The 23,067-nt window shown below is 41.8% G+C and carries 16 protein-coding genes; 7 read left to right on the forward strand and 9 right to left on the reverse strand.

Annotated elements, in window-relative coordinates:
* Positions 1 to 3 precede the first annotated feature (3 nt).
* From I5907_RS00910 to I5907_RS00920, 3 genes are all read right to left on the reverse strand, one after another.
* Complete coding sequence (locus I5907_RS00910; RefSeq protein ID WP_196988870.1) at positions 4 to 318, reverse strand: DUF4907 domain-containing protein; 315 nt, start codon at positions 316 to 318, stop codon at positions 4 to 6.
* 210 nt (positions 319 to 528) lie between these two features.
* Complete coding sequence (locus I5907_RS00915; protein ID WP_196988871.1) at positions 529 to 1,803, reverse strand: amidohydrolase family protein; 1,275 nt, start codon at positions 1,801 to 1,803, stop codon at positions 529 to 531.
* Between the two features lie 322 nt (positions 1,804 to 2,125).
* The gene (locus tag I5907_RS00920) at positions 2,126 to 4,516 is read right to left on the reverse strand and encodes a T9SS type A sorting domain-containing protein (RefSeq protein WP_196988872.1); all 2,391 of its coding nucleotides are present in this window, start codon (positions 4,514 to 4,516) and stop codon (positions 2,126 to 2,128) included.
* A gap of 270 nt (positions 4,517 to 4,786) precedes the next feature.
* Between I5907_RS00920 and I5907_RS00925 the strand changes: the two genes are divergently transcribed.
* Together I5907_RS00925 and I5907_RS00930 are read left to right on the forward strand one after the other, a co-directional pair.
* On the forward strand, positions 4,787 to 6,742 hold the full coding sequence (locus tag I5907_RS00925) for an ATP-binding protein (protein WP_196988873.1): 1,956 nt from the start codon (positions 4,787 to 4,789) through the stop codon (positions 6,740 to 6,742).
* Between the two features lie 81 nt (positions 6,743 to 6,823).
* Complete coding sequence (locus tag I5907_RS00930; protein WP_196988874.1) at positions 6,824 to 7,501, forward strand: response regulator; 678 nt, start codon at positions 6,824 to 6,826, stop codon at positions 7,499 to 7,501.
* A gap of 22 nt (positions 7,502 to 7,523) precedes the next feature.
* Here I5907_RS00930 and I5907_RS00935 read toward each other — a convergent pair whose 3' ends face one another.
* Positions 7,524 to 9,092: a T9SS type A sorting domain-containing protein gene (locus tag I5907_RS00935; protein WP_196988875.1), complete on the reverse strand. Its 1,569-nt coding sequence runs from the start codon at positions 9,090 to 9,092 to the stop codon at positions 7,524 to 7,526.
* A gap of 429 nt (positions 9,093 to 9,521) precedes the next feature.
* Between I5907_RS00935 and I5907_RS00940 the strand changes: the two genes are divergently transcribed.
* Positions 9,522 to 10,667, forward strand: coding sequence for a PQQ-dependent sugar dehydrogenase (locus I5907_RS00940; RefSeq protein WP_196988876.1), 1,146 nt, complete (start codon positions 9,522 to 9,524; stop codon positions 10,665 to 10,667).
* A 305-nt stretch (positions 10,668 to 10,972) separates the two neighbouring features.
* The gene (locus I5907_RS00945) at positions 10,973 to 12,781 is read left to right on the forward strand and encodes a T9SS type A sorting domain-containing protein (RefSeq protein ID WP_196988877.1); all 1,809 of its coding nucleotides are present in this window, start codon (positions 10,973 to 10,975) and stop codon (positions 12,779 to 12,781) included.
* A gap of 309 nt (positions 12,782 to 13,090) precedes the next feature.
* Here I5907_RS00945 and I5907_RS00950 read toward each other — a convergent pair whose 3' ends face one another.
* A complete protein-coding gene (locus tag I5907_RS00950) occupies positions 13,091 to 13,642 on the reverse strand; it encodes a YqgE/AlgH family protein (RefSeq protein ID WP_196988878.1) in 552 nt (183 codons plus the stop codon).
* A 126-nt stretch (positions 13,643 to 13,768) separates the two neighbouring features.
* Here I5907_RS00950 and I5907_RS00955 point away from each other — a divergent pair, with 126 nt between their 5' ends.
* Positions 13,769 to 15,115 carry a sensor histidine kinase gene (locus I5907_RS00955; RefSeq protein WP_196988879.1) on the forward strand — a complete coding sequence of 449 codons (1,347 nt, stop codon included), beginning with the start codon at positions 13,769 to 13,771 and terminating at the stop codon, positions 15,113 to 15,115.
* A gap of 149 nt (positions 15,116 to 15,264) precedes the next feature.
* Here the strand turns inward: I5907_RS00955 and I5907_RS00960 are convergent, their stop codons facing one another.
* The 4 genes from I5907_RS00960 to I5907_RS00975 form a co-directional block, all read right to left on the reverse strand.
* Positions 15,265 to 16,497, reverse strand: a complete 1,233-nt coding sequence (locus tag I5907_RS00960; protein WP_196988880.1) for an S-adenosylmethionine:tRNA ribosyltransferase-isomerase — start codon at positions 16,495 to 16,497, stop codon at positions 15,265 to 15,267.
* A gap of 212 nt (positions 16,498 to 16,709) precedes the next feature.
* Positions 16,710 to 17,018, reverse strand: a complete 309-nt coding sequence (locus tag I5907_RS00965; RefSeq protein ID WP_196988881.1) for a rhodanese-like domain-containing protein — start codon at positions 17,016 to 17,018, stop codon at positions 16,710 to 16,712.
* A 26-nt stretch (positions 17,019 to 17,044) separates the two neighbouring features.
* Positions 17,045 to 17,848 carry a PASTA domain-containing protein gene (locus tag I5907_RS00970; protein WP_196988882.1) on the reverse strand — a complete coding sequence of 268 codons (804 nt, stop codon included), beginning with the start codon at positions 17,846 to 17,848 and terminating at the stop codon, positions 17,045 to 17,047.
* Between the two features lie 90 nt (positions 17,849 to 17,938).
* On the reverse strand, positions 17,939 to 18,919 hold the full coding sequence (locus I5907_RS00975) for a D-alanine--D-alanine ligase (protein WP_196988883.1): 981 nt from the start codon (positions 18,917 to 18,919) through the stop codon (positions 17,939 to 17,941).
* 328 nt (positions 18,920 to 19,247) lie between these two features.
* Between I5907_RS00975 and I5907_RS00980 the strand changes: the two genes are divergently transcribed.
* Positions 19,248 to 19,853 carry a porin family protein gene (locus I5907_RS00980; RefSeq protein ID WP_196988884.1) on the forward strand — a complete coding sequence of 202 codons (606 nt, stop codon included), beginning with the start codon at positions 19,248 to 19,250 and terminating at the stop codon, positions 19,851 to 19,853.
* 321 nt (positions 19,854 to 20,174) lie between these two features.
* Positions 20,175 to 22,817, forward strand: coding sequence for an outer membrane beta-barrel protein (locus tag I5907_RS00985; RefSeq protein WP_196988885.1), 2,643 nt, complete (start codon positions 20,175 to 20,177; stop codon positions 22,815 to 22,817).
* The last annotated feature ends 250 nt before the right edge of the window (positions 22,818 to 23,067 follow it).

Consider the following 23,067-nt stretch of genomic DNA (forward strand, 5'->3'; position numbering starts at 1 on the left):
AAATTAATCGTGTAATACTTTCAACTCTTCCAGTTCCTGCTTTAAAGTGGTCGGCGGCATTACACCCTGTTCAAGTTTTTTAATCACAAGCTTTGCTACCGCCACGGCATCTTTCCTCAGCGCAAACCCTTTGTTTCCGGGCATTCCAGGAACAGATGGCTGATGCACCAGCATTTTTTTATTTGCATAAATATCATAACCGTAAGTGCCGTTTGCGGTAATTATTTTGTAGGTGTATGCCGGTTTTGCAGCAGGCTGTTGAGCGGTTATCGCAGTGCAGGCAAACAGCAACAAGACCGAAAGCAGTAGTGTTTTCATATCAACCAATCTTACACTGAATATAAAGCAGCTCAAAAAAAATTCATATGATCTTCATCAGTTACACACAGGTTTATATAAAAACACCCGGCAAATGCCGGGTGTAGTATCTGTTTACTTAGCTGCATTGCTACTATTGAGCTTTTGTTGTGTCACTCACTTGTACTGCAGCAGGTAACTCAGCAATGTGCAGCGTGGTTATTGCAACATTTACGGGTTAATCATCTTACCACCGATAAAAACGCTTTTTACATCATACAAAGTCTTTTCAAAGTTTTGTTCCATATCGCCGTTGAAAATAACAAGGTCTGCCGCTGCACCTTTTTTTATTACTCCTTTTCGGTCTTTGGCATTTAAAATAATAGCAGCATTCCAGGTTGCAAAACGCAGTGCGGTAGCCGCACCCACTGCATCGTAATAAGAAAGTATGGCCTCTTTGGCCAGGTTTCCATAAGTGTCTTTATAATCTATGTACTGATCTGACCCTGCCACTACAAGCACGCCTTTTTTCAAAGCCCTGTTGATTCTTTCAGGCAAAACAGCAATCTCTTTTTTTGCATCTTCTGTGGTGTAGTTGTTATTGCCCATCAGCTTATAAGACTTCACCATCAGCCTTGCAGATGGGTCTGTTGCCACGAGGTATACATTTTTTTCGGCCATCAGTTCCAGCGTACTGTCTGTAATATAGTAGCCATGCTCTATCCCATCTACGCCTGCTTTTACCGCCATGTTTATAAAAGGATCTGCAGTGGCATGCGCAGTTACTTTTAAGCCATACTCGTGTGCGGTTTTTACAATAGCAGCAATCTCGTCGGGGGTAAGATTGATGCGCTCACTATTGGCACAGATCTTTATAAGGTCTGCACCATGGTTCACATGCTCCTTTACTGCTTTTACTGCATCTTCCACGCCATTTACAACCCTGTACTCCTGCGCAGCAACCTGGTTTTTGACATGAAAAGGCAACTGGTAAAACTGCCCGCCTTCACCACTGATAATGGGCCCTGAAACATGCATTTCCGGACCTGCAATATAACCGCGTGCAATGGCAGAAGAAACCCTGCAGTCCAGGTACTGCCCGGAATTGCCCACATCCCTGATGGTGGTAAACCCGGCATCGAGGTAAGATTTTGCAAAGCCTGCCGCCCTTAACACGCGGTATGCATCATCATGCATCAACGCATCGGCAGCAAGGTTCTCGCCAGGCGCGCTCATGGTTAGCAAGTGTGTGTGGGCATCAATCAAACCGGGTGTAACCGTTGCGTTGCCTGCATCAATTACCACAACCCCGGCGGGTGCATCTACTTTTGAGCCAACGGCTTCTATGGTATTGTTCTTTATAAGAATCTGCTGCTCTTTTACAAAACGATTGTTCTCTGCATCATATATTTTTCCTGCTTTAATAAGGTAATATTTATCGGCAGGCTGCTGCGCAAATACACCATGCGAAAAACATAAGAAACCGAGTAATGCTATTTTCTTCATTTGCTGTGTTTATTGTAAGGCTAATATATAACACAAGATCTGCCTGCAATTGTTATCAACACATTTTTTTACCAGGCCTGTATCAACCATACAAATGACATTTTCACATAGCGATTTTTCACCATAACAGGTGTGCAAACATGATACGCCATTACACCCGCAACTGCCGCCCGGAGTGTTACAGTACAAGAGTGCGACGCAACAGGCGATGCCACCAGTACTACTGCCGGGCTCAAAAAAATGACCGCTGCAGATAGATGAAGCCGGCAATAAAAAAGGCTGCCCCGGTTAAGGACAGCCTTTGTGTTTACATAAATGCTGTTTATTTAGCAACGGCAATTCTTGATGTTATTATTTCATTTGTTGCATGATCTTTTACTTCGAGTATATATAACCCATTGGCAAAAGCTGCTACATCAATCTTGCTGTTATTAACAGATGCCGCAGGTACATTTGCTTTACTCCAGACAATTGCACTGTTCATATTGCGCAGGGTGAGTGAAACTTTATTGTTTGCGTTCATATTGCTCAGCTGTATTGTAAATGCAGTAGTAACAGGGTTTGGATATATACGAACATTCAACTTATCCTGCTGTACCGGTTTTACAGTAACACCGCTTTCAACAACATTGCCCGCCAGAGCTGCGGTTGTAGTGAAGGCAACACTATCGGTATAATTTCCGATTGCAGACAGGTTATTGGCACTGTCGGCTGAAGCTACGCGCCAGAAATATTGTGTACCTCCGGTAAGGTTTCTAATAATAAGGAACGTTGTATTGCCATTGGTATTGGTGGTTACCCACGCGGTATCTGTTGCCTTACGATACTTAACGCTGAAATATTTTGCGCACGTAACTGTGTTCCAGTTTAGCCTTGCCTGTACATTGGTAATGGCTGTTGTTCTTGTATTGGTTGGTATGGGTACCAAAGCGACGTTTGTGCTGCGCCCGAATGCACTGCCTGTTGCGCCATCGCCAAAGACAGTGGCATAATACACACCTGAAGGTAAATTGGTGTAGGTGAAATTTGCGGTATTGTTTACCGTTCTTACAGCATTATACGCCACGCCGTTGCGGTACAGTTGTACCCTGTATGGAGCTTTGCTTTTTGTACATCTGAATGTTATACTGCTGGCACTGTCGCAGGCTGCCGATACCGTGGTACTTTGAACAGTTATAACGGCTTTTGTTTGTGTAAATGTAGGCGTGATGCTATAAGGCTGAAAATCGCTGGCATAATAACATCTTATTTTAACCCAGTAATAACCCTGCGACAAGGCGGAAAGGTTAGCGGTAAGCACGCCTGCATTGGTATAGGTATTATATAGCGGCGCAGCATTCGTGTCTTTGTAAATAGTCATGTATGTATAATTATAACCGCTGGTAAAAGGATCTTCAAAATTGAGCGTAACGGTCATTGTTCCATTTTGACTGCCTGTGTAGTTTATCTTATGCCAGTCTGCTGTGTCGCGTTTATTGTTGTAGTAAAAACCAACATGACCACTGTTTGCCTGGTTTGCAGACAAGGTTTTTGCGAGGTAAGCGCTGCCATTTGGTTCGGCGTCGGTTTTGTTCGTATACTTTTTAAGACTGTCAGTTAATGTATAAGGCGCAAACTTGTTGTTATAATAACAATTTACCCTTACATAGTAGGTGCCGGCGGCCAGCCCATCTGTATTGATGGTAAATTTACCGGTGCTGTAAGAAGAATTTAACAAGGAGGTGCCGTTGTTATCAAACAGGTATGCCCAAACATATTCACCAATAGCAGGTGTAAGGGTAAGTGCTATCATACCATCTTCGGGTATGGTAACTTTATACCAGTCGAAGGTATCTCTTATATTGTTGTAGTAATAACCAATATGGCCGGTGGCGGTTGAGTTAACACCGAGGTTTACTGCCTGTTCTTTTGTATTATTGGCTTCAGGATCGTTTGCCTGTGCAGGCAGGGTTAAAGTATTCGACAATTTATATGGCGCAAACTTGTTGTTGTAATAGCAATTTACCCTGATGTAGTAGGTTCCTGCTGCCAGCCCGTTCTGGCTTAACGTAAAGGTGCCATTGCTGTATTGTGAATTTAAGAGGGTTGTGCCATTGTTGTCAAACAAATAGATCCACACATATTCACCATTGCCCTGGGTAAGTGTAAGGTTTAACTGCCCGTCTGCATTTGTGGTAACCTGCCACCAGTCTGCAGTATCTCTCGCATTATCGTAGTAATAACCAACGTGGCCGGTTCTGTTTCCTGCAAGTGGCAAAATTTTGGCCTGTGCGCGGCTGTTATTGGGCTCTGCGTCATTGGCATCTGCAGGTTGCACAAGTGTGTTGCTGATATTATAACTTCCTGTATCGGTACCGTAGTAGGTGTTTACTTTAAGGTAATAAGTACCGGCAGCAAGACCGTCCTGGCTAAACGTGAATGCGCCGTTGGAGTACTTTGAGTTGAGCAAGGTTGTACCATTCTTATCATATATATACACCCATGTATACCTGCCCGATAAAGGTGTTAATGTTACATCAAGCCGGCCATCTGCCGTTGTAGTAACTTTCCACCAGTCTATGTCTCCGGCGGAATTTATTTTTCCTGAATTGCTGCCGTTTGCCGCTAACGTGTTTGCCGTGGCACTCGTGTTGTTTGGTTCTGTTTCTGCAGCCATTGCCCGTTGCAGCAACAATGAAGCGAACATGAAGAGTAAAATTTTTGCGTGTCTCATAAAGCATGATTTTGATTGAATATTCTTTGAGGCTTCAAAAATTGTTTAAAAGCGGAAAGCAGGAAATACTCAATTTGTAGTAGTGGGGGTTTTTTGTTCTATGGGTAATGCTGACCGGAACGCGGTGACCGTGAGAAGACATTAATATTCGATGAAGAAATGACCGGATGGGCTGTTTTTAAAGCTCAATATATTATCTTCAGCACAAGAGTGCGACGCAACGATGTACCCATGAAATACTTTAGCTGACAACCAAAAAACTTCCTTCATATGTTCAACCGGTTATTACCTCTTTTATTCCTGCTACTAATTTATTTTACCACTACAGCCCAAACAAAAAAGATTGACAGTTTAAAAAGCATTGCAGATAAAACAACGGAGCCCGAAGCTAAACTTGCCGCTATTCTTGCTTACTGCGAAGACTATTCTAATTTAAACCAGGACAGTCTTGATAAGTATGCCTATGTAGCTTTGGAACTGGCAGGAAGGTCGAAAAACGATTCTTACAAAAGCCTTGCACAGCTAACGCTTGCGCAGGATTATATACAATGGGGTTGGACGGACAGCGCATTGTACGTGATTGGTAAAGAACTTCCTAAAAACCCTGTAACGGATGATAACCGGCGCAGCATTTACTTCAGGCTTAAACGTTTGAATGCAGTTGCATTTGGAGCAGACGGAAAAATACAGGATTGTCTTGCTGTGCTGTACCCACTTTTTACGGAAGTTGAAAAATACAAAGACACGATGCATATTATTGGTGTAGCGAATTCTATCGGTAACGTGCTGATGGGTTTGAACCAGTTAGATGAATCAAAGAAATGGAATGAGCAATCACTTCGTTTTTGTGCCGGTAATTTTGAAAAGTATAAAGGTTCTCCATTGATTTCGAGGGCGCAGTTACTGCACAAAGAGAACAAGCATGACTCGGTTTTGTATTATTTGAACACGGGCATTAACTGTTGTAAAAAGATAGAAGTGTATGACCGGCTTGCAGGTGCCTACAGGTTTATGTCTGTTGTGTATACTGGCGCAGGAGAACTTGAGAAAGCGGAAGATGCATTGAAGCAGATGCAGGAGTGCAGGAGAAAAGCACACAATACGCCCGATGCCATTATTGACGACAATATTCAGATTGCTGATTTCTACGCCAATACGGGCCAGTTAAAGAAAGCCATTGCTTTTTGCTGGAGCAAACTGGAGCGTGGTGACTACAAGGAAAAACCGAAAGATTCTGCCAAAACGTTTAATACCGAGCCATCATCACGGTTACCATTTTACCTGGCGCTTGCACGCTATTTGAAAGAGGATAAAAATTTTACTGAATACCAGGCTGTGCTGGAAGAGATCATTGATCTGAAAGATTCTGTATATGAAAGAAACAAAGCAGCGGCCATTGCTGAGATACAGACTAAATATGATGTGGAACAAAAAGAGAATATTATTGCGGCACAACAATTCAAAATTGCACAAAGAAATTACCTGCTATATGGCTCACTGGTATTTATAGTAATGGCTTCGGTTATTACTTTTTTAATGTGGCGCAACCAGCGTAATAAACAGTTGTTGAAAATGCGGTTAGCTATAGAAGAAGAAAAAAGGCAGGCATCGCAATCAATACTGGATGCGGAAGAGAAAGAGCGCAAACGAATTGCTGCAGACCTGCATGACAATATCGGCGCTTATGCTTCTGCTATTTCTGCAGATGTGGAAAGCATAGCGCATAAAGGATTTAATGGCAATGAAGAACAACTGCACAACCTGCAACAACATTCCAGGGAGATCATTCATTCTCTCAGGGATACGATATGGGTATTGAATAAAGACAATATAACCATCACCGGCATCAGTGACCGGGTGAAAAACTACGTCAACAAACTTAGGCCAAGTTATGAATCGATCAATATTGTTGTGGAAGAAGCCATACAAGAGGATATTCGTATCGGTTCCCAGAAAGCACTCAATATTTTTCGCATTGTGCAGGAGGCGGTACACAATACCCTAAAACACAGTAATGCAAAGAATGTGATGATAAAAATAGAGAGTGACCGCGTAATGAACATCTCCGTTGCAGATGATGGGAAAGGCTTACCGGCCGAATATACCAGTGACGGGAACGGACTGCGTAATATGCAGGCAAGGGCTGCGGATGCAGGCATAAGGCTGAATGTTACGTCCGCTGCAGGTAATGGCACCCGCATTTCAATAAGCGATACTACAAATTAAGTATTGTGAGGCCTTGTAATAAATGGACATTTGTGTATGGTGGAAATTGGTATTTTAAAGAACTATAAAAGTAGTGGGCATATGAAAATATTGAACATAGGCATAACTGACGACAAATCGATAAACCGGAAAAACATTGCCGATAAAATAAGCCAGTTTAATGATGTAAAGCTTTCTTTCTCTGCAGTAAATGGAAAGGACTGCCTGGAGCAGTTAAAAGGCTTGCCCCTTGAAAAGATGCCCCACATTATTTTCATGGACATAGAAATGCCGGAAATGGACGGTATTCAGGCGATAAGTATTGCACGATCGCTTTATCCGCAGATTTTTTTTATCGTACTTACCATCTTTGATGATGATGACAAAATCTTTGAAGCAATACGAGCAGGCGCACACGGGTATTTACTGAAAGATGAAAGTGCAGCCATGCTACACCATGCTATTACATCCGTTGCAGAATATGGCGGTGCGCCGCTAAGCCCGGCTATTGCAAGAAAAGCACTACAATTGCTAAGCAATGCTTCTGTAAATATTCCTGAAAAGAAAAATACAGACAATATAAGTTCATTACTCTCAGAAAGAGAAGCCGAAATTCTGCAGCACACTGTAAAAGGTTACGACGCAAAAAGAATTGCGGAACTAACCAATATAAGCGTACTAACGGTAAGAAAACACATTGCCAATATATACCAGAAATTGCACGTCAACAGCAAGGCCCAGGCCATGAAAATTGCTTATGACCAGGGACTGATTGGTTAAACTTTTTTTTTCACAAAAAAAGTTACAACACTATTTTCTTTGACATGGTGTGCCCGTCTTTTATTACCTGTACAATGTAAACGCCCGCAGTAAAATTGCTGCAGTCTATCGTAACAGGTGTTTCGTTGATGTTTCTTGACAGCATACGTGTGCCGGTAATACTGAATACATTTACAGACGACGGAGCAGGCTTCGAAAAACTGATGACAACCGATTTGTTCTGCTGTATAATTTTTATTTCGCCGGTTTCAGTTTTGTTGATGGCTTGCTGCTCTGCTGTTACTGCAGCAATCGCAGATGCGGGACATACCGCAGTATTGCTGCAAAGCGTTGAAGCATCGCCAAGGCAACCGGAGCGAGGGTTTACACAATCGACAAACCGGGTATGCGTAAGCGTAGAAGGGAAAGACGGGTTTGTTATATATTGAAAAAAGGTAACAGCCCTTTGTACAATATAAGCCTGTACATCTTTATTAGGCACTGAGGTACCCAGTCCAAAATCAGACTCGCCCTGTTGTAACCCGTGGCCCATATCGCAGTCGATATAGAGCTCACTTTTAATGCCGAGTTGCCCTTTTACAATATCATATAAGCCTTGTGAACCCAACAGTTTAAAGTCTGAGACATTTCTTCCGTTTGATGGTAATCTGAACGTTTTACTACTGGTACATAATGTTTCAGAGTTATAAACAGTTCCTTCTGAAAAGAATTTATTAGAAGTATTTATATTCACCTCTTTGTCCTGATTTCCGTGAAATGCAATAATTGGTGGAATATTAGGGCTCAGTTTAATGAAATCTACGGGGTTTGCAGCATATGTAGTTGGTACTGGAAATCCGCCCCACATATCGAGAACTCCTCGTATTCTATAAGGTGAATTTCCGGCATATCGGTTTACGCTGGCTGCCCCAAGCACAGCACCAACTCCTGAAAACAATCGAATCATCATATCATCGGTAAAATAGGCTACCATCAACGCAAGGTCTGTACCCGAGCTTGTGCCTCCCACAAATATCCTGCTTGTATCGATCCTGTAAGGTTGACTTTTATCCAGTTCTCTTGACACAATTGTTCTCAAAGCACCTCTTCCATCCTGAACGCCGCGATAAAGCGCAAGCCAGTGGCTGGCCGATGTATATTTTGTCTGTGGATCTTCGTTTCTTCCTCTTCTGTATTCAATGTTGAACGCAACATAGCCCCGCTGTGCAAACTGCATACAAACCTGTTCTGCACCGTTTTGATTGCTGGAACAATCAGAAAAGCCACCAGAGTGAAACATTACAAACGCAGGCAATTTATTTGCGTCCGAATAGGAAATATTCGGATAATACACTTCGTAATTAAGAATAGAATTTCCGTTCACACATGTATTACCGGTACTGCAAGGTCTGCCGCTTAAAGAATCAGACAAATAGCTGACGTCATTATTTACATATCCCGTTCTTGCATAGTTCAATCCGGGGTTTGAAATCTTCGTGATTTGTGTTGTAGCATAAAAAGGATTTACAAGGTTAGTACATCCGGTAATCTGCGCATTGGCATAACAAAAAGACAGCAATAAAATTGCAACTGCAAGGGAAAGTGCTTTCATAGTTCAGGCTTAAAAAAATGGTACGTTTAATGTTTTTAGGATCGTCGAAATAAAATTAGTCATAAAACGTTTCCATCATTCTTTTTCACAACAAATTTTTAAAATAATCCTTCACACACTGCAATAAATGTATATATGTAGATTTTATTATACACTTAAAAAGGTAACCCGCATACGTTATAATTCTTATTGCGCATTTATATTATTCTTATTGTGTGGTTCGGTTATGCAACACCTGTTATGAAAGGCTGTTTATTTTTCTCTACAGGTGCCACGGAAGGTGCTAACGCACCAGACAATTATATATACCGTTTCAACAATAGAAACTCCCGGTTGAGCCTCGTAATCATCTTGGTGATACAAGTAGCATGTTTATTGCCACTTGCAATAACGATACATTTCCATCTCACCTTTTTTAAAATTTAACCTATGAGGGTAACAATTACCACCCTGGCACTTGCCACTATTCTTTTTGCCTGTAAAAAAGAAAACCTCACTACACAAAGTGTAGATGCATTATCAGCTACGAATGCTGTGTCATCATTTCAGCCAACTGTTGCAGTATTAAATAACCAGCTTAATTATCCATGGGAAATTTTGTGGGGGCCCGATAATTACATATGGTTTACTGAAAGGGAAGGCCACGTTAACCGGATGAATCCTGCAACGGGTGAAGTAACCCCGGTGGCAACCATTGCAGATGTAGCTACCACCACTAACTACAATGGCTTAATGGGTATGGTACTCCACCCGCAGTTTGAAACAAACCCATATGTGTACGTTGTGTACAATTATCTTGCGCCAAGCGATACCATGTTTGAGAAAGTTGTACGTTTTATGTACGATGGCAAAACACTTGTTTCACCAACAATCCTCGTAGACAGTATTATTGGCAAAAAAAATGGCAACTATATTCACAATGGTGCACGCCTGGTTATCTCGCCAGATATGAAGCTTTTCATCAGCACGGCTGATGCCAATCACCGTTATTTATTGCCGCAAAACCGCAACAGCCTCAATGGAAAAATTCTTCGTGTAAATCTTGACGGTTCTATACCTGCCGACAATCCGTTTGGCAATGCTGTATGGGCTACAGGCATGCGTAACCCGCAGGGTCTTGTTTATGCGTCAAACGGTAAAATGTATAGCTCTATGCACGGTCAAACAACTGATGATGAAATAGACATCATTGAAAGAAAAGGCAATTATGGCTGGCCTTATATAGAAGGCTACATAAACCAGGATTCTATCCGCGAAGTACGCTTTGCCAATAATTATAAAACAATAGAACCAATATATGCATGGACGCCAACGATCGCTCCTTCCGGCATGGACTATTACGATAAAGATTCAATTGCGGAATGGAAAAACTCATTGCTGGTAGCTGTGCTGAAAGATGAAAAATTATTACAGCTAAAACTTAATGCATCCGGCACTGCTGTAGAATCTGAAACAGCTTTTCTCCAACACCAGTATGGGCGTTTAAGAGATGTGGCAATTGCACCAAACGGCGATGTATATGTCTGCACCGATAACGGCAATAATGCAGATATGATCATCAGGATATCAAAATAGCCTTGTCAACATATTTTTGGAAAGAAGAGCCGGTTACGGCTCTTCTTTTTTTGTCACCATGCATCAGTTTTTCATGGCATCACCTGTTGTGTCACTCACTTGTGCGTCCCGCTTTAATGGCGGCTGTAGCGCTGCAGTTTATCTGACACCGGCAGATTACTCACTATACTGTTGCGTTTTATAACGTGCGCAGCATTCATATTATACCTCGCATACTATCTTATAATAAAGCCCCACATAATTATGTATGATTATGCAGTTTTAAATAATCTATTTTTATCGCCAACGTTAAATCCTTAAGACCCATGAACCCTAATTTACCCGTTGTACGTAAATCATTGTACACTTTGTTATTGCTCCTTTTTGCTATTACGGTTCAGGCCCAACCCGGCACACCTGATATTACATTTGGCATCAACGGCACAGTACTTACCAAGGTTTATGAAAAAAGACCCTCAACCGCTTTGTCTATTGCTATGCAGGGGCCAGATAAAATAATAATAGGCGGCGCAATTGATTTTTCAGATCATCTGAGAAACGCTGTACTTATCAGGTATAACCTTAATGGAACAGTAGATTCAACGTTTGGAAAAAACGGTATAGTATTACATACAAGTATATATTCTTCTACCAGCGATGACCGTTTCAGAAAAATAGAAGTTTTACAGAACGGAAAAATCTTAGCGCTGGAAGAAACGGATGATATGAATTTTGACTACCAGTTTAATGTTATACGTTATAATCCTGAAGGCACGATCGACAGCACTTTTGGCACCAATGGTATTTTTTCTTCCAGGATGAATATTGAAGCAACAGAGATTCATACAGCTGATAATGGAGACATCTTTGTAGGTGGCTATATTGAAAAAGGAAAAGACAGTGTTGGGTGTATGATTCAAAAGTTAAAACCAACCGGTTTACCTGATTCGGGTTTCGGTAAAAATGGTTTATTGCTGATTATTGAAAAAGAATACCTCAATCGTGCTTACAGTTTTGCAATACAAAAGGATGGTAAGTTTATTATAGCCGGTGATAGCAGGCCATTTTGGGGACTAACTCAATCCTTTATTATGCGGGTGAATACAGATGGATCTGTTGATAGTTCTTTCGGAATTAACGGTATAGTAAAGGAAGATTATATAACGCCACATCAAATAAAAACAGATAATTATAATAATTACTATATAACAGGTAGCTATGATTATGGTTATCTAAACCAGCAAGTAATAGTTGCAAAATACAATGCCTCAGGTAAACCATTCACCAATTTTGGCACCGACGGCAAATTTTTGTTTAATACCAATAATTCTTCCTCGTATGGTACCAGTCTTTTTGTTCAAAAAGACAACACGCTAATGATAGCAGGTGTAATCAGCCCTTATCAAAAAAGTGGATGCATACTAAAATTGCTTGCTGATGGAAGCTTTGATCAGTCTTTTGGCCAAAGTGGTATTGTAATAAATGACAGTGCAACCTTTTATGACGCTATATTACAACCAGACAACAAAATTACCACAGCAGGTGAAAAAATGTCGGAGACGCCTTTTTCAATAAAACAATTTGTTACATTAACCCGATACAACAATGATATTGTTTTACCAATTATACTGCTTTCATTCAAAGGTTTTAAAGAACTAGCTTCGGTAACGCTTTCATGGCAGTTACAAACCAGCAGTTATACAACATGCTGGTTAGAGCATAGTAAAAATGGAACTGATTATTTAAGTCTTTATTCAGCGGAAAACAAAAATACCGGAGGGCAAATCTTAAGCTACACTTACAATGACCGGAATAACAGTACAGGCAAAAATTTTTATCGCCTGAAGTTGATTGATGAAAGTGGAAAAACAACTTACTCTGAAGTGTTAGACTTTATGTTTAATGAGAATACGCTGCCCTTAATTTATCCTAACCCTGCGAACGGTTATATCAATGTAAGTGTCGCAAAGAAATCATCATTCACTATCAATGATCAACTGGGCAAACAGGTACTGAAAGGCTATCTTAATGGTTCAGATAAAGTAAACATACAATATCTCAAACCGGGTATTTACTATTTACGAATTGCCGGTGACAAAAGTGTAACCACAACGAGATTTGTAAAATTGAATTAGTCGTGTAAAATCTTTCTAATAGCGGCAAACATTTTTATGATGCAATCGCATTCGCAGGCAGGCTGTTTTTAAACCTTTGCATTCAGAGCGATTAAGCGCGAACCGCTGTTTTGATTAAATCCTGACGAAGGAGCAATTCCGGTCAGGCGGCTAAAGCCGTCAGACCGCTAACCAAACACTTACACTTTAAACCGATATACAACCAGTTCAATAAAACACAGCCACTTCGCACATGCTCAATAAAGTTATACAGTACAAGAGTGCGACGCAACCGGGCTCAATGCTTACTCAACAGTTGGGCTCATAATACTAATTCAATGTGGGATCTATCGGGTAGTGAATGATCTGTTCGTACTCCCCGCCTATTTGTTTAATGGCATCCTGCCAAACGAGGTTTTCATCGTGGTGAAAAACGAGTTTCTTATTGCCTTTGGTGGTAAGCCAGCTTTTCTCTTTCACTTCTTCTTCAAGTTGTCCTTCACTCCATCCACTGTAACCTGCAAAAAACCGTATCTGGTTTTCCTTTATCCAGTTGCTTTGTATCAATACAGACACTTCTTCAAAATTGCCGCCCCAGAAAATGCCATCCGTTATTTCCACTCCACCGCTTATAACATCAGGACAACGATGCAGGAAATGGAGTGTTTCCATTTGTACGGGCCCGCCATAATGTACCGGAAAATTACAATCCGCCAGGTCCGGCACAAGTTCAGATACCACACGTTTCCATTTGCGGTTAAGCACAAAACCAAAGCTGCCTGCGGCTTCATGATCGCACAGGAAAATTACAGTACGCATAAAATTGGGATCTTTCAGGAAGGGATCAGCAATGAGTATGGTTCCGTTGATGAGGTCAGGCATAGTACAATTTAATGTTTTTATTGAGTATTGAAAATAACTATTTACACATATCGTACCGTTAAAAAGCTGGTAAACATTCTTTGCAAACTTGCACTACTTTCGGCCGTATCTATATATTTGTAAGGCATGAAGAAAATTTTTCCCGTTATTGTTGTACTTATTGCATTATCTATTGCAGGCCTCATTGTTATACAGGTGCAATGGGTTTCCAATCTTCTGGTAGTACAGGGAGAGCGTTTTCTTTACAAGGTAGACCGTGCCGGCGTATCTGTTTCTGAGCAGATAGGCAAACAAACACTGGCCGGCAGAATGATGCGCCTGCAACGCAAACGGGACCTGGCCTTTCCCAACGATCTTACATTTGGTATTACACGAATGCCCACCATTGCAGAACGCTACACCCAGCAGGATATTGACTCTGCACTGCGGCATGCCTTTGACAGGGAAGAGCTGAAAAACTTCCGGTTCGAATTTGCCGTTACTTCCAATGCTTCTGACTTCAGGGCTGTGGAATTGCAATCGCCTGATTTCTTTAAAGAGCTTATGGATACGGTGCATAACCGGCGCGAAGAAATTGCCATCGTACCCGAAAGTGGCACAGACCTGGAAGGACTCATGGCATATGAACACCTGATATTGATTATACCTGATTTTAAAACACAGGTGTGGCGCTCCATTACGTGGGTTATCATTGGTGCCGTATTGTTCAACATAATTATTATTGCAGCCTTTTACCTTGCGGTAAAAACGATCCTTAACCAACGCAAGCTAAATGCCATCAAGAGCGATTTTATCAATAACATGACGCATGAGTTGAAAACGCCGCTGGCCACCATTTCACTTGCCACAGATGCATTGAAAAATGAAAAAGTACTGGCAGACCGCTCAAAGCTTGAATACTTCAGCGGCATTATCAAAGATGAGAACAAACGCATGAGCAAACATGTGGAAACAATTTTACAGGCGGGGTTAATGGACAGGCAGGATATACGTATGAATATAAAGTCTATTCATGTGCATGAACTTATTCAGACAGTGCTGGATAATTTTAGTTTGCAAATGCAGGAAAAAGGCGCCGCCACTACGTTACAGCTCAATGCAAAAGACGACAACATCAATGCAGATGAAGCACACTTTACCAATCTTATTTCCAATCTTATTGATAACGCTATTAAATACTCCAAAGAAAAAGATCCGCTGCAATTAAAGATTACCACGCATTCCACACCAAAGTTCCTGGTTATACAGTTTGAAGACAATGGTATTGGCATGAGCAAAGAAACCGTAAAACGCATCTTCGAAAAATTCTACCGTGCACATACCGGTAACATACACAATGTAAAAGGTTTTGGTCTCGGTATGAGTTATGTAAAAACGGTGGTAGACATGCACAAAGGCCGTGTGCGGGTAGATAGTACGCTTGGTAAGGGAAGTACCTTTACGCTCGAAATGCCGCTCGGTGATAATGCATAAAAAAATTTTCGTGTACCAGGCAAAAGAATCATAATCAAGCACCGGTTGCGTCGCACTCTTCAACTGTATATCGCTCATCAGCTGTTCGCACTCCATACCAGGCTACGCATTTACTACAACCTGCTGGTTTCTGTCAATTAGTTTTACAGTTAATACGCCGGCGGAAAAAGCAAACAACCATCACCATAGCTCAAAAACCTGAAATCGTGCTGCAATGCATAATCGTATACTTTCTTCCAGTCTTCACCAATAATTGCAGCAACAAGCAATAACAAGGTAGATTGTGGCTGGTGAAAATTTGTAATAAGCGCATGCGCAACCTTTAAACCATAGCCCGGTGCAATAATAACCTGTGTTTTGCTGACCAGTTTTGTTACCCCATGTTTATCCATCCACTGCAGCAGGCAATTTAAAGCTTCATTTGTTGTGGTATTCTGCCAGTCAAGTTCATATGCATCCCACTGGTAAACCTGCAGGTGCTCTATAGCAATGCCAGGATCCAGTTTTGCTTTTAAACCCAGCCAGTAAAGGCTTTCAATGGTTCTTAACGACGTAGTGCCTACCGCAACCACCGTGCTGTCAGCATGTGCCAGAATATTTTCTATCAACGACCTGTTTACTTCTATAAATTCTGTATGCATTTCATGCTCCTGCATACTTTCGGCTTTCACAGGTTTAAAAGTGCCTGCACCTACATGTAGTGTTACAAAATCTTTCTGAATGTTTTGCGTGGCCAGTTTTTCGAACAATCTTTCAGTAAAGTGTAAACCTGCGGTTGGCGCAGCAACAGAGCCATCATGCTTTGCATAAATGGTCTGGTATCTTTCCTTATCACTTTCTTCTGCGCTGCGGTTTAAATAAGGAGGCAACGGCATGGCGCCTGCAAGGTGCAGTACTTCTGCAAAAGATAAAGCGCTGTTATTCCAGCTAAATGCAATCAGAAAATAATCAGAGAATTTCTCCACCTTTTTCACCTGCAGCTTAAACTGCACATTACCTGCATGGATCGTTTTTGTAAGTGTTTCTTCTTTCCATTTTTTTGCACCGCCCACCAGGCATTTCCAGTATACATTTCCTTTTTGCAGCATAGCCGTGGTAATGTCTGCATATTCATCAGCGGGCTCCAGGCAAAATATTTCGATGGTGCTGCCGGTTTGTTTTTGAAAAAGCAATCGTGCTTCTACCACTTTGGTGTTGTTAAAAACAAGCAGCGAGCCTGTTGGCAGAAATTTACCGAGGTGGTAATAATTATCCTGTTCAATACTACCGTTTTTATAAACAAGCAGTTTACTTAAATCCCTTTCCGGCAAAGGGTAGCGCGCAATACGCTCTTCCGGCAGGTTGTATAAGAAATCTCTTATCAGTAATCTTTTTGGATGCACTGTTTTGAATTTACAAAATGCATGAAATATAAAACCTGTTAGAAGCTGGTCTAACAGGTTTGTATGAATTTGCTGATGATGTGTTTACTACAGCTTTGCTTAAAGGCTTGCTCTTTTACTAACGCTGTTGCACCCGCAGCTGCTGAATATTGTTATAACCGTACAAGTGAGTGACACAACAGGCGATGCCACATGCACTGCGGCCGGCTACATTATTTTCCAAACTTCTCCTGCCACGCAAGCATGCCGCCGGTAAGGTTTACAGCATTTTTAAACCCTGCCTGCTCCAGGAATGTGCTTGCAATACCGCTGCGGTTACCGCTACGGCAATACACGATCACTTCTTTGTCTTTCCAGTCTTCTATATCATCGAACTGCATGGATTGAATTTTACCAATCGGAATATGTCTACCGCCGATGTTAAAGTCTGCTCTTTCATGGTCTTCGCGCACATCGAGCAGGTTTACTTCTTCGCCGTTATCTATCCGTGCTTTTAAAGCGTCTACAGTAGTGGTTTGCATATAAGAATATGTTTTGTGTGTATTAATTATTCGGCTGGTGGTGCCACAAGTTTTTCTTTACTGATCCATACATCCATGATCTGTCCCGGCCTGATTTTGTTGATCATGGTAGTACCATCTGGATTGGTGGTAAGTTGTATCGGTTTCTGGTTTACAATGTATGCATTATCAGTATCGGTAACAGCATCCAGCGGGATCATAGCGCCGAGTATGATATTGTTACTGCCCAGAACAGATTTGGCTTCCGCTACGGTAAGCCCCACGAGGTTGGGAACATCAAGTTCTATATCGCTTACACCATTACCTATTACGAGGTCTACCTTGCTTCCCATATTGATCTTGGTACCCGGCTGTATTGATTTGCCGTTGTACAACTGGTCTTTGATGGCATTGCGTGCTATGTCGTACACATACGATGTATCACCAATTTTAAGACCCAGGCTCTGCAGGTACAGTTCTGCGCTTTTTATTGAAAAGCCTCGCAGGTCTGGCATATCGATTTGTGGAGGTACAGCACGGTTGATGGTTAAATAAACCGTTCTGCCTTCTTTTACAACTGCATCTACATCGGGCGACTGGCGCAATACCTGCAATGGTCTTGCGGTGTCTGCATATACAGAATCCTGTATGCCTGCATCGAAACCTGCTGCTGCAAGAATTTTCTCTGCTTCTTCGTAAGACTTGCCTGTAACGGAAGGCACTTTTTGTGTTTCGTTGTGGTTGGTAAAGGAACCCAGCAAACTAAAAAACAAAAAGACGAGTATACCAACCAGCAATATTATTACCAGCAGGTTTATGAAGAAAGACTTATGCGTAATGAATTTAAACACGTAGTGTATTTTGGCGTTTGCTATTATTGGTACTAAAAATAATTTGCCCGGGTTTAATCAAATCTCTGCATTTGGTGTGGCAATTCCAAATCAGGCAAAGGCCTCTTCAATCACTGCTGTATAGAACTCCTGCAATGTCCAGCCCATTGCTTTTACCTGTTGGGGTACAAGGCTTGCCTCGCTCTGGCCGGGTACCGTGTTAATCTCGAGCATAAACGGCTCTCCTGCTTTTTCATTGTAGATAAAATCAATTCTAACAATGCCTTTGCAGTTGAATACCTCATAAATCTTTTTTGCTGCTGTCCGCACTTTTTCCGCCACCGTTTCATCTACCTGCGCAGGCGTTATTTCGTCACTTTTACCAAGATACTTTGCTTCAAAATCGAAGAACTCTTTTTTTGAGATGATCTCGGTCATTGGCAAGGTAATGACTTCATTATTTTTTCTGAATACACCGATGGTTAGTTCACGCCCTTCTATAAATTCTTCTACAAGTACCTGGTCGTCTTCTTTAAATGCTTTTTCTATTGCCGCACCCAACTCTTCCGACGGACTGTTTACTTTGCTCATACCAATGCTGGAGCCGCCGTTATTGGGTTTTACAAACACCGGGAACTGCAGCGTATTGATAATATCTTCAGGATTGGTAAACCGGTTTTTGATTAACAGTACAGAACGTGCAACCCTTATTCCGCTAAAGGCAGCCACAGCAACGGTATATCTCTTATTGAATGTAAGGGCGCTGGTTGCAGCATCGCAACTGGTATAAGGAATTTTCAGCATATCAAAATAGCCCTGTAATTTTCCGTCTTCTCCCGGGTTACCATGAATGCACATCAATACGGCATCAAAAGTTATATACGCACCATTTACGGTAACGGAGAAGTCATTCCTGTTTACCGCAGTACAGCTGTTGCCATCATCATATAACCAGCCTTCATTACATATATCTATTTTATAGAGATCATATTTTTCCCTGTCTACATTTTGCTCTACAGTTACTGCGCTTTTATAGCTGATCTGCGCTTCGCCGCTATAGCCGCCCGTAACCAATGCAATTCGTTTTTTCATCCTTTTCTGTTGATTCACGCAAAGAAATAGAAATTTTTGAACTGCACCTGATTAATTGAAATTATTCAGTAAACATTGGCAATTTGCCGGCGTGCTTTTGGCGCACGAAAACTTTCTAATTATGCTGGCTGCTGTTATATGACGTACTAATTCTACACATTTCCACATCCTTAACGGCAAGCAGTACCGTAATACTATTTACCGGTATAGCCGGTACCAAAACCATTGACCAGCAATGATTTCGGCAATTTACCGGTCAAATGTTTCTACCCTCATTTTATACATGGCACAGCATTTGAAAAATGGTGGTGAAATTAAATATGTGACTATGAAAAAAATGATTCTGGGAGCGGCGATTATTACTTTCGCAGCAATTGCACATACAGCCGGTGCGCAAACTGCCAACCACAAACAATGGATGCATACAATGCCAAAATTTGGTATTAAAGGTGGGGTAAGCTTAACAGGTCTTTCCAACCTTAACGGCGATTACAGGACCACGGGACATGGTGGTATTTTTGTACACCACACACTGAATAAAAACTGGTGTTTTCAGCCGGAGATCCTGTACGCAGCGCAGGGGCAGCAGTTTATAAACCAGGAGGGTGATAAGCGTGTGCTTACTGCAGATTATATACAGGCGCCTTTCATGATGCAATATTTTCCTGCAAAAAAATTCTACGTGGAGTTTGGGCCACAGGTAAGTTTCCTGCTCAATTCTAAAGTTAAAAACGAAGGCGGCGGCGATAAAACAGATGTTACCGATAATTACCGTAAGGTAGATCTTGGCGTTAATGCCGGGCTGGGTGTAAACTTTACAGAGCATGTAGGCATTTATGCCCGTTACAACCAGGGTTTGCTGGATATTTCAAAAACCACCAGCACGTACCGTGTAAACAATGGCGTGCAGCTTGGTGCCGCAATAAAGTTTTAATAATTTACTGATCTTAAAAAGCGGTTGCCGTTTAAGGCAACCGCTTTTTTTATTGTACCCTCTTTATTCAAGTATTATAGCCAGGTTTTCTGCTATCGCTCCAAGGTTAATGTGCTCTTCGCGTTGCCCCATTGTTGTTGCTGCAGTTGAAGAGTGCGACGCAACAACAGCTTCATGCATGGTTCAAAAGCCGGGTTAATAAAAATTCCCTGCACTGGTAACGAGTTTAGTCCTTTTGTCGCAAAATTTTCTCCGATTGTCTCATTTGCCCTATTCGGTCGCTTTTACGCAATATATCTTTGCGCTATCAAAATTATACTTATGAAGAGGATTTTACTCATTGCTTTTGTTGTACTTACGGCTTCTGCCACCATGGCCCAGTTCCCGGGCGCACCGGGTGGTGGAAAAGGAAATGCACAGTCAATGAATATGGGGCATGTTTATGGAAAGATCATCGACAGTCTCGGCAAACCAATAGGCGAGGCTTCTGTTATATTACTCCAGACAAAATTCGATACAGTTACGAAAAAGAAAAAAGAGGTGTTGCTAAAAGGCGTTACCACAAAGGCAAACGGGGAATTCAGCCTGGAAGAGTTACCGATCTTTGGCCAGTTAAAACTCAAGATTTCTGCAGTAGGTTTTCAGATTTTAGAGCAGCCCGTGGTTTTTCAAATGAAGATGGACCCCAATGCCGCAAAGCCGGGCGCTACACCACAGCAGCAAATGAGCGCCATGTCGAGCATGCTTAATAACATTGATAAAGATCTTGGAAATATAACTCTTGCCGCAGATGCAAAGCAACTGGCGGGTGTAACGGTTACTGCCACTACTTCCGGTCTTAAAATGGATATTGATAAAAAAGTTTTTAGCGTAGATAAAAACATTGTAAGCGCAGGCGGTACGGCACTGGATGTTATGAAAAATGTTCCGTCTTTACAGGTAGATATTGATGGGAATGTGAAACTAAGAAATGCCGCACCGCAGCTCTATATTGACGGCAGACCGACTACTCTAACGCTCGACCAGATTCCGGCAGATGCCATAGAAAATGTGGAAGTGATCACTAACCCTTCTGCGAAATATGATGCATCCGGCGGTAATGCGGGTATATTGAATATCGTATTAAAGAAAAACAAAAAGACGGGTTATAATGGTAACGTAATGGCCGGCGTGGACAGAAGAGGCGGCGTTAACGGCGGCGGTAATTTCAACCTCAGGCAAGGTAAAATAAATTTTTCTGCAGCAGCCATGGTAAACATGATGCGCAACAAAACAACAGGTACTACAGATCGCCTGAATTTTGGCGATACACAAACACACGTTTACCAGAACAACCTCAACAAAACAAATGGTGGTTTTATGTTTGGCAGGCTGGGGTTAGATTACTTTGTCACCAACAGGCTAACGTTATCACTGGCGGCGGTAAAAGTACATGGCGAGTTTAAACCAAATGAAACGATTGGTATTACCACAGACAGCCTGTTTAAAACGGGCGCCACAACGCAAAGTTTTAGTGAGCGTGTGTCTGTAAACACGAGGGAATTTAATGCCACCGGTTTGCAGGGCGGTTTCAAATATAATTTTCCAAAAGCCGGCGAAGAGTTAACTGGTGATGCCAATTATTTTAATGGCAAAAACGAAGGTAATTCTATGTACACCACCAGCTATTACACAGGCGCCACTGTAAGCGGTAAGCAATACCAGCAGGTAGTAAGCAGCGGCGGCAATAAGTTCCTCACCATACAAACAGATTATGTAAAACCTGTTACCGAAAAAACAAAACTGGAAGCAGGCTTACGTGCACAGCTCAACAGGATTAAGAACAACAACGAAACATTTATAAAAGGTATAAACGCAGATGATTTTTCCAAGATACCGTCTGCAACAAATAATTACAGCAACAAAGACAACGTGTATGCAGCATATGTGTCTGTTACCAGTGCCATTAAAGATTTTGGTTATAAAGCAGGCCTGCGTGCAGAAAGCTCCAACTATACCGGCGAGCTTACCAATACCGGTGAAACTTTTAGTAACAAATACCCGTTAAGTCTTTTCCCGTCTTTGTTCCTGAGCCAGAAGCTTAAGAACAAACAGGAAGTACAATTAAGTTATACACGACGTGTAAGAAGACCAAATTTCTTTCAGCTTATACCGATTGTAGATTATACAGACAGCCTCAACATCAGGCGTGGAAACCCCAACCTGCAGCCGGAATTTACAAACTCCCTGGAGATGTCTTATACAAAAACGCTTAAGGGAAACAATACGGTGTTAGGGTCTGTATACTTTAAGCAAAGCAATAACCTTATTACCAGTTTTCTCGATAAAGACATTAACCCGCTAACAGGCAAAGAAGACCTTATATACACGTTTGTTAACGCCAACTCCAGCTATAGTTATGGTGCAGAATTAACGTCTGTTAACTATGTAAAAAAATGGTGGGATTTTACGGCCAACATCAACGTATATAACTCGAAGATCAACACAGACAATATTGGCACATCGCAGGATGCGTTGTGGAGCTGGTTTGGTAAAATGAACAACAACTTTAAACTGCCAAAGAATTTTACCATACAATTAAGCGGCGATTACCAGAGCAAAACAAACCTGCCTGTTAGTAACGGTGGCGGCCAGCCAGGCCCTCCTATGATGCAGGCACAGGCATCCGCACAGGGTTACATACGCGCCTTCTGGGGTGTAGATGCAGCTTTCAAGAAAACCTTTCTTAAAAACAATGCAGCAAGCATAACCTTAAGCGTTAGTGATATTTTCAGAACGCGTAAGCAGGATCAATATTCATACAGCCAGTATTTTACCCAGAACTACTATCGTTTAAACAACCCGCAAATGGTACGTTTGAATTTCAGTTACCGTTTTGGAAAAATGGATGCATCATTGTTTAAACGCCAGAATATGAAGAGCCAGGCAGAAGGTATGCAGGGCGCCACACAGGGCATGCAGTAACATATTGCGCTAACCTTTGAAACACACAATTTGCGCTGGCCATTACACGTTAAAATAATAATGTAACCAGCTACAGTTCTTTGGGCATCTTCGTTGCGTCGCACATTTGAACGTTCGGCTATTACTGTAGCTGCAGCGTTCAGATTTCCACACCATGTGAAATTTTTTTGATCCTCAGGATGGCTGTTTTTTAGTTGATATTAATTGGGACAGAATTGATACGCTTCTAACGAACCTACTTGAGCGAGAG

Source organism: Panacibacter microcysteis (assembly GCF_015831355.1).
Classification (GTDB): domain Bacteria; phylum Bacteroidota; class Bacteroidia; order Chitinophagales; family Chitinophagaceae; genus Panacibacter; species Panacibacter microcysteis.

Bases quoted from the DNA above. Each gene is read 5' to 3' on its own strand.
- I5907_RS00910 (WP_196988870.1), bottom strand. From the start codon at position 318: ATGAAAACACTACTGCTTTCGGTCTTGTTGCTGTTTGCCTGCACTGCG.
- I5907_RS00915 (WP_196988871.1), bottom strand. From the start codon at position 1,803: ATGAAGAAAATAGCATTACTCGGTTTCTTATGTTTTTCGCATGGTGTA.
- I5907_RS00920 (WP_196988872.1), bottom strand. From the start codon at position 4,516: ATGAGACACGCAAAAATTTTACTCTTCATGTTCGCTTCATTGTTGCTG.
- I5907_RS00925 (WP_196988873.1), top strand. From the start codon at position 4,787: ATGTTCAACCGGTTATTACCTCTTTTATTCCTGCTACTAATTTATTTT.
- I5907_RS00930 (WP_196988874.1), top strand. From the start codon at position 6,824: ATGAAAATATTGAACATAGGCATAACTGACGACAAATCGATAAACCGG.
- I5907_RS00935 (WP_196988875.1), bottom strand. From the start codon at position 9,092: ATGAAAGCACTTTCCCTTGCAGTTGCAATTTTATTGCTGTCTTTTTGT.
- I5907_RS00940 (WP_196988876.1), top strand. From the start codon at position 9,522: ATGAGGGTAACAATTACCACCCTGGCACTTGCCACTATTCTTTTTGCC.
- I5907_RS00945 (WP_196988877.1), top strand. From the start codon at position 10,973: ATGAACCCTAATTTACCCGTTGTACGTAAATCATTGTACACTTTGTTA.
- I5907_RS00950 (WP_196988878.1), bottom strand. From the start codon at position 13,642: ATGCCTGACCTCATCAACGGAACCATACTCATTGCTGATCCCTTCCTG.
- I5907_RS00955 (WP_196988879.1), top strand. From the start codon at position 13,769: ATGAAGAAAATTTTTCCCGTTATTGTTGTACTTATTGCATTATCTATT.
- I5907_RS00965 (WP_196988881.1), bottom strand. From the start codon at position 17,018: ATGCAAACCACTACTGTAGACGCTTTAAAAGCACGGATAGATAACGGC.
- I5907_RS00975 (WP_196988883.1), bottom strand. From the start codon at position 18,919: ATGAAAAAACGAATTGCATTGGTTACGGGCGGCTATAGCGGCGAAGCG.
- I5907_RS00980 (WP_196988884.1), top strand. From the start codon at position 19,248: ATGAAAAAAATGATTCTGGGAGCGGCGATTATTACTTTCGCAGCAATT.
- I5907_RS00985 (WP_196988885.1), top strand. From the start codon at position 20,175: ATGAAGAGGATTTTACTCATTGCTTTTGTTGTACTTACGGCTTCTGCC.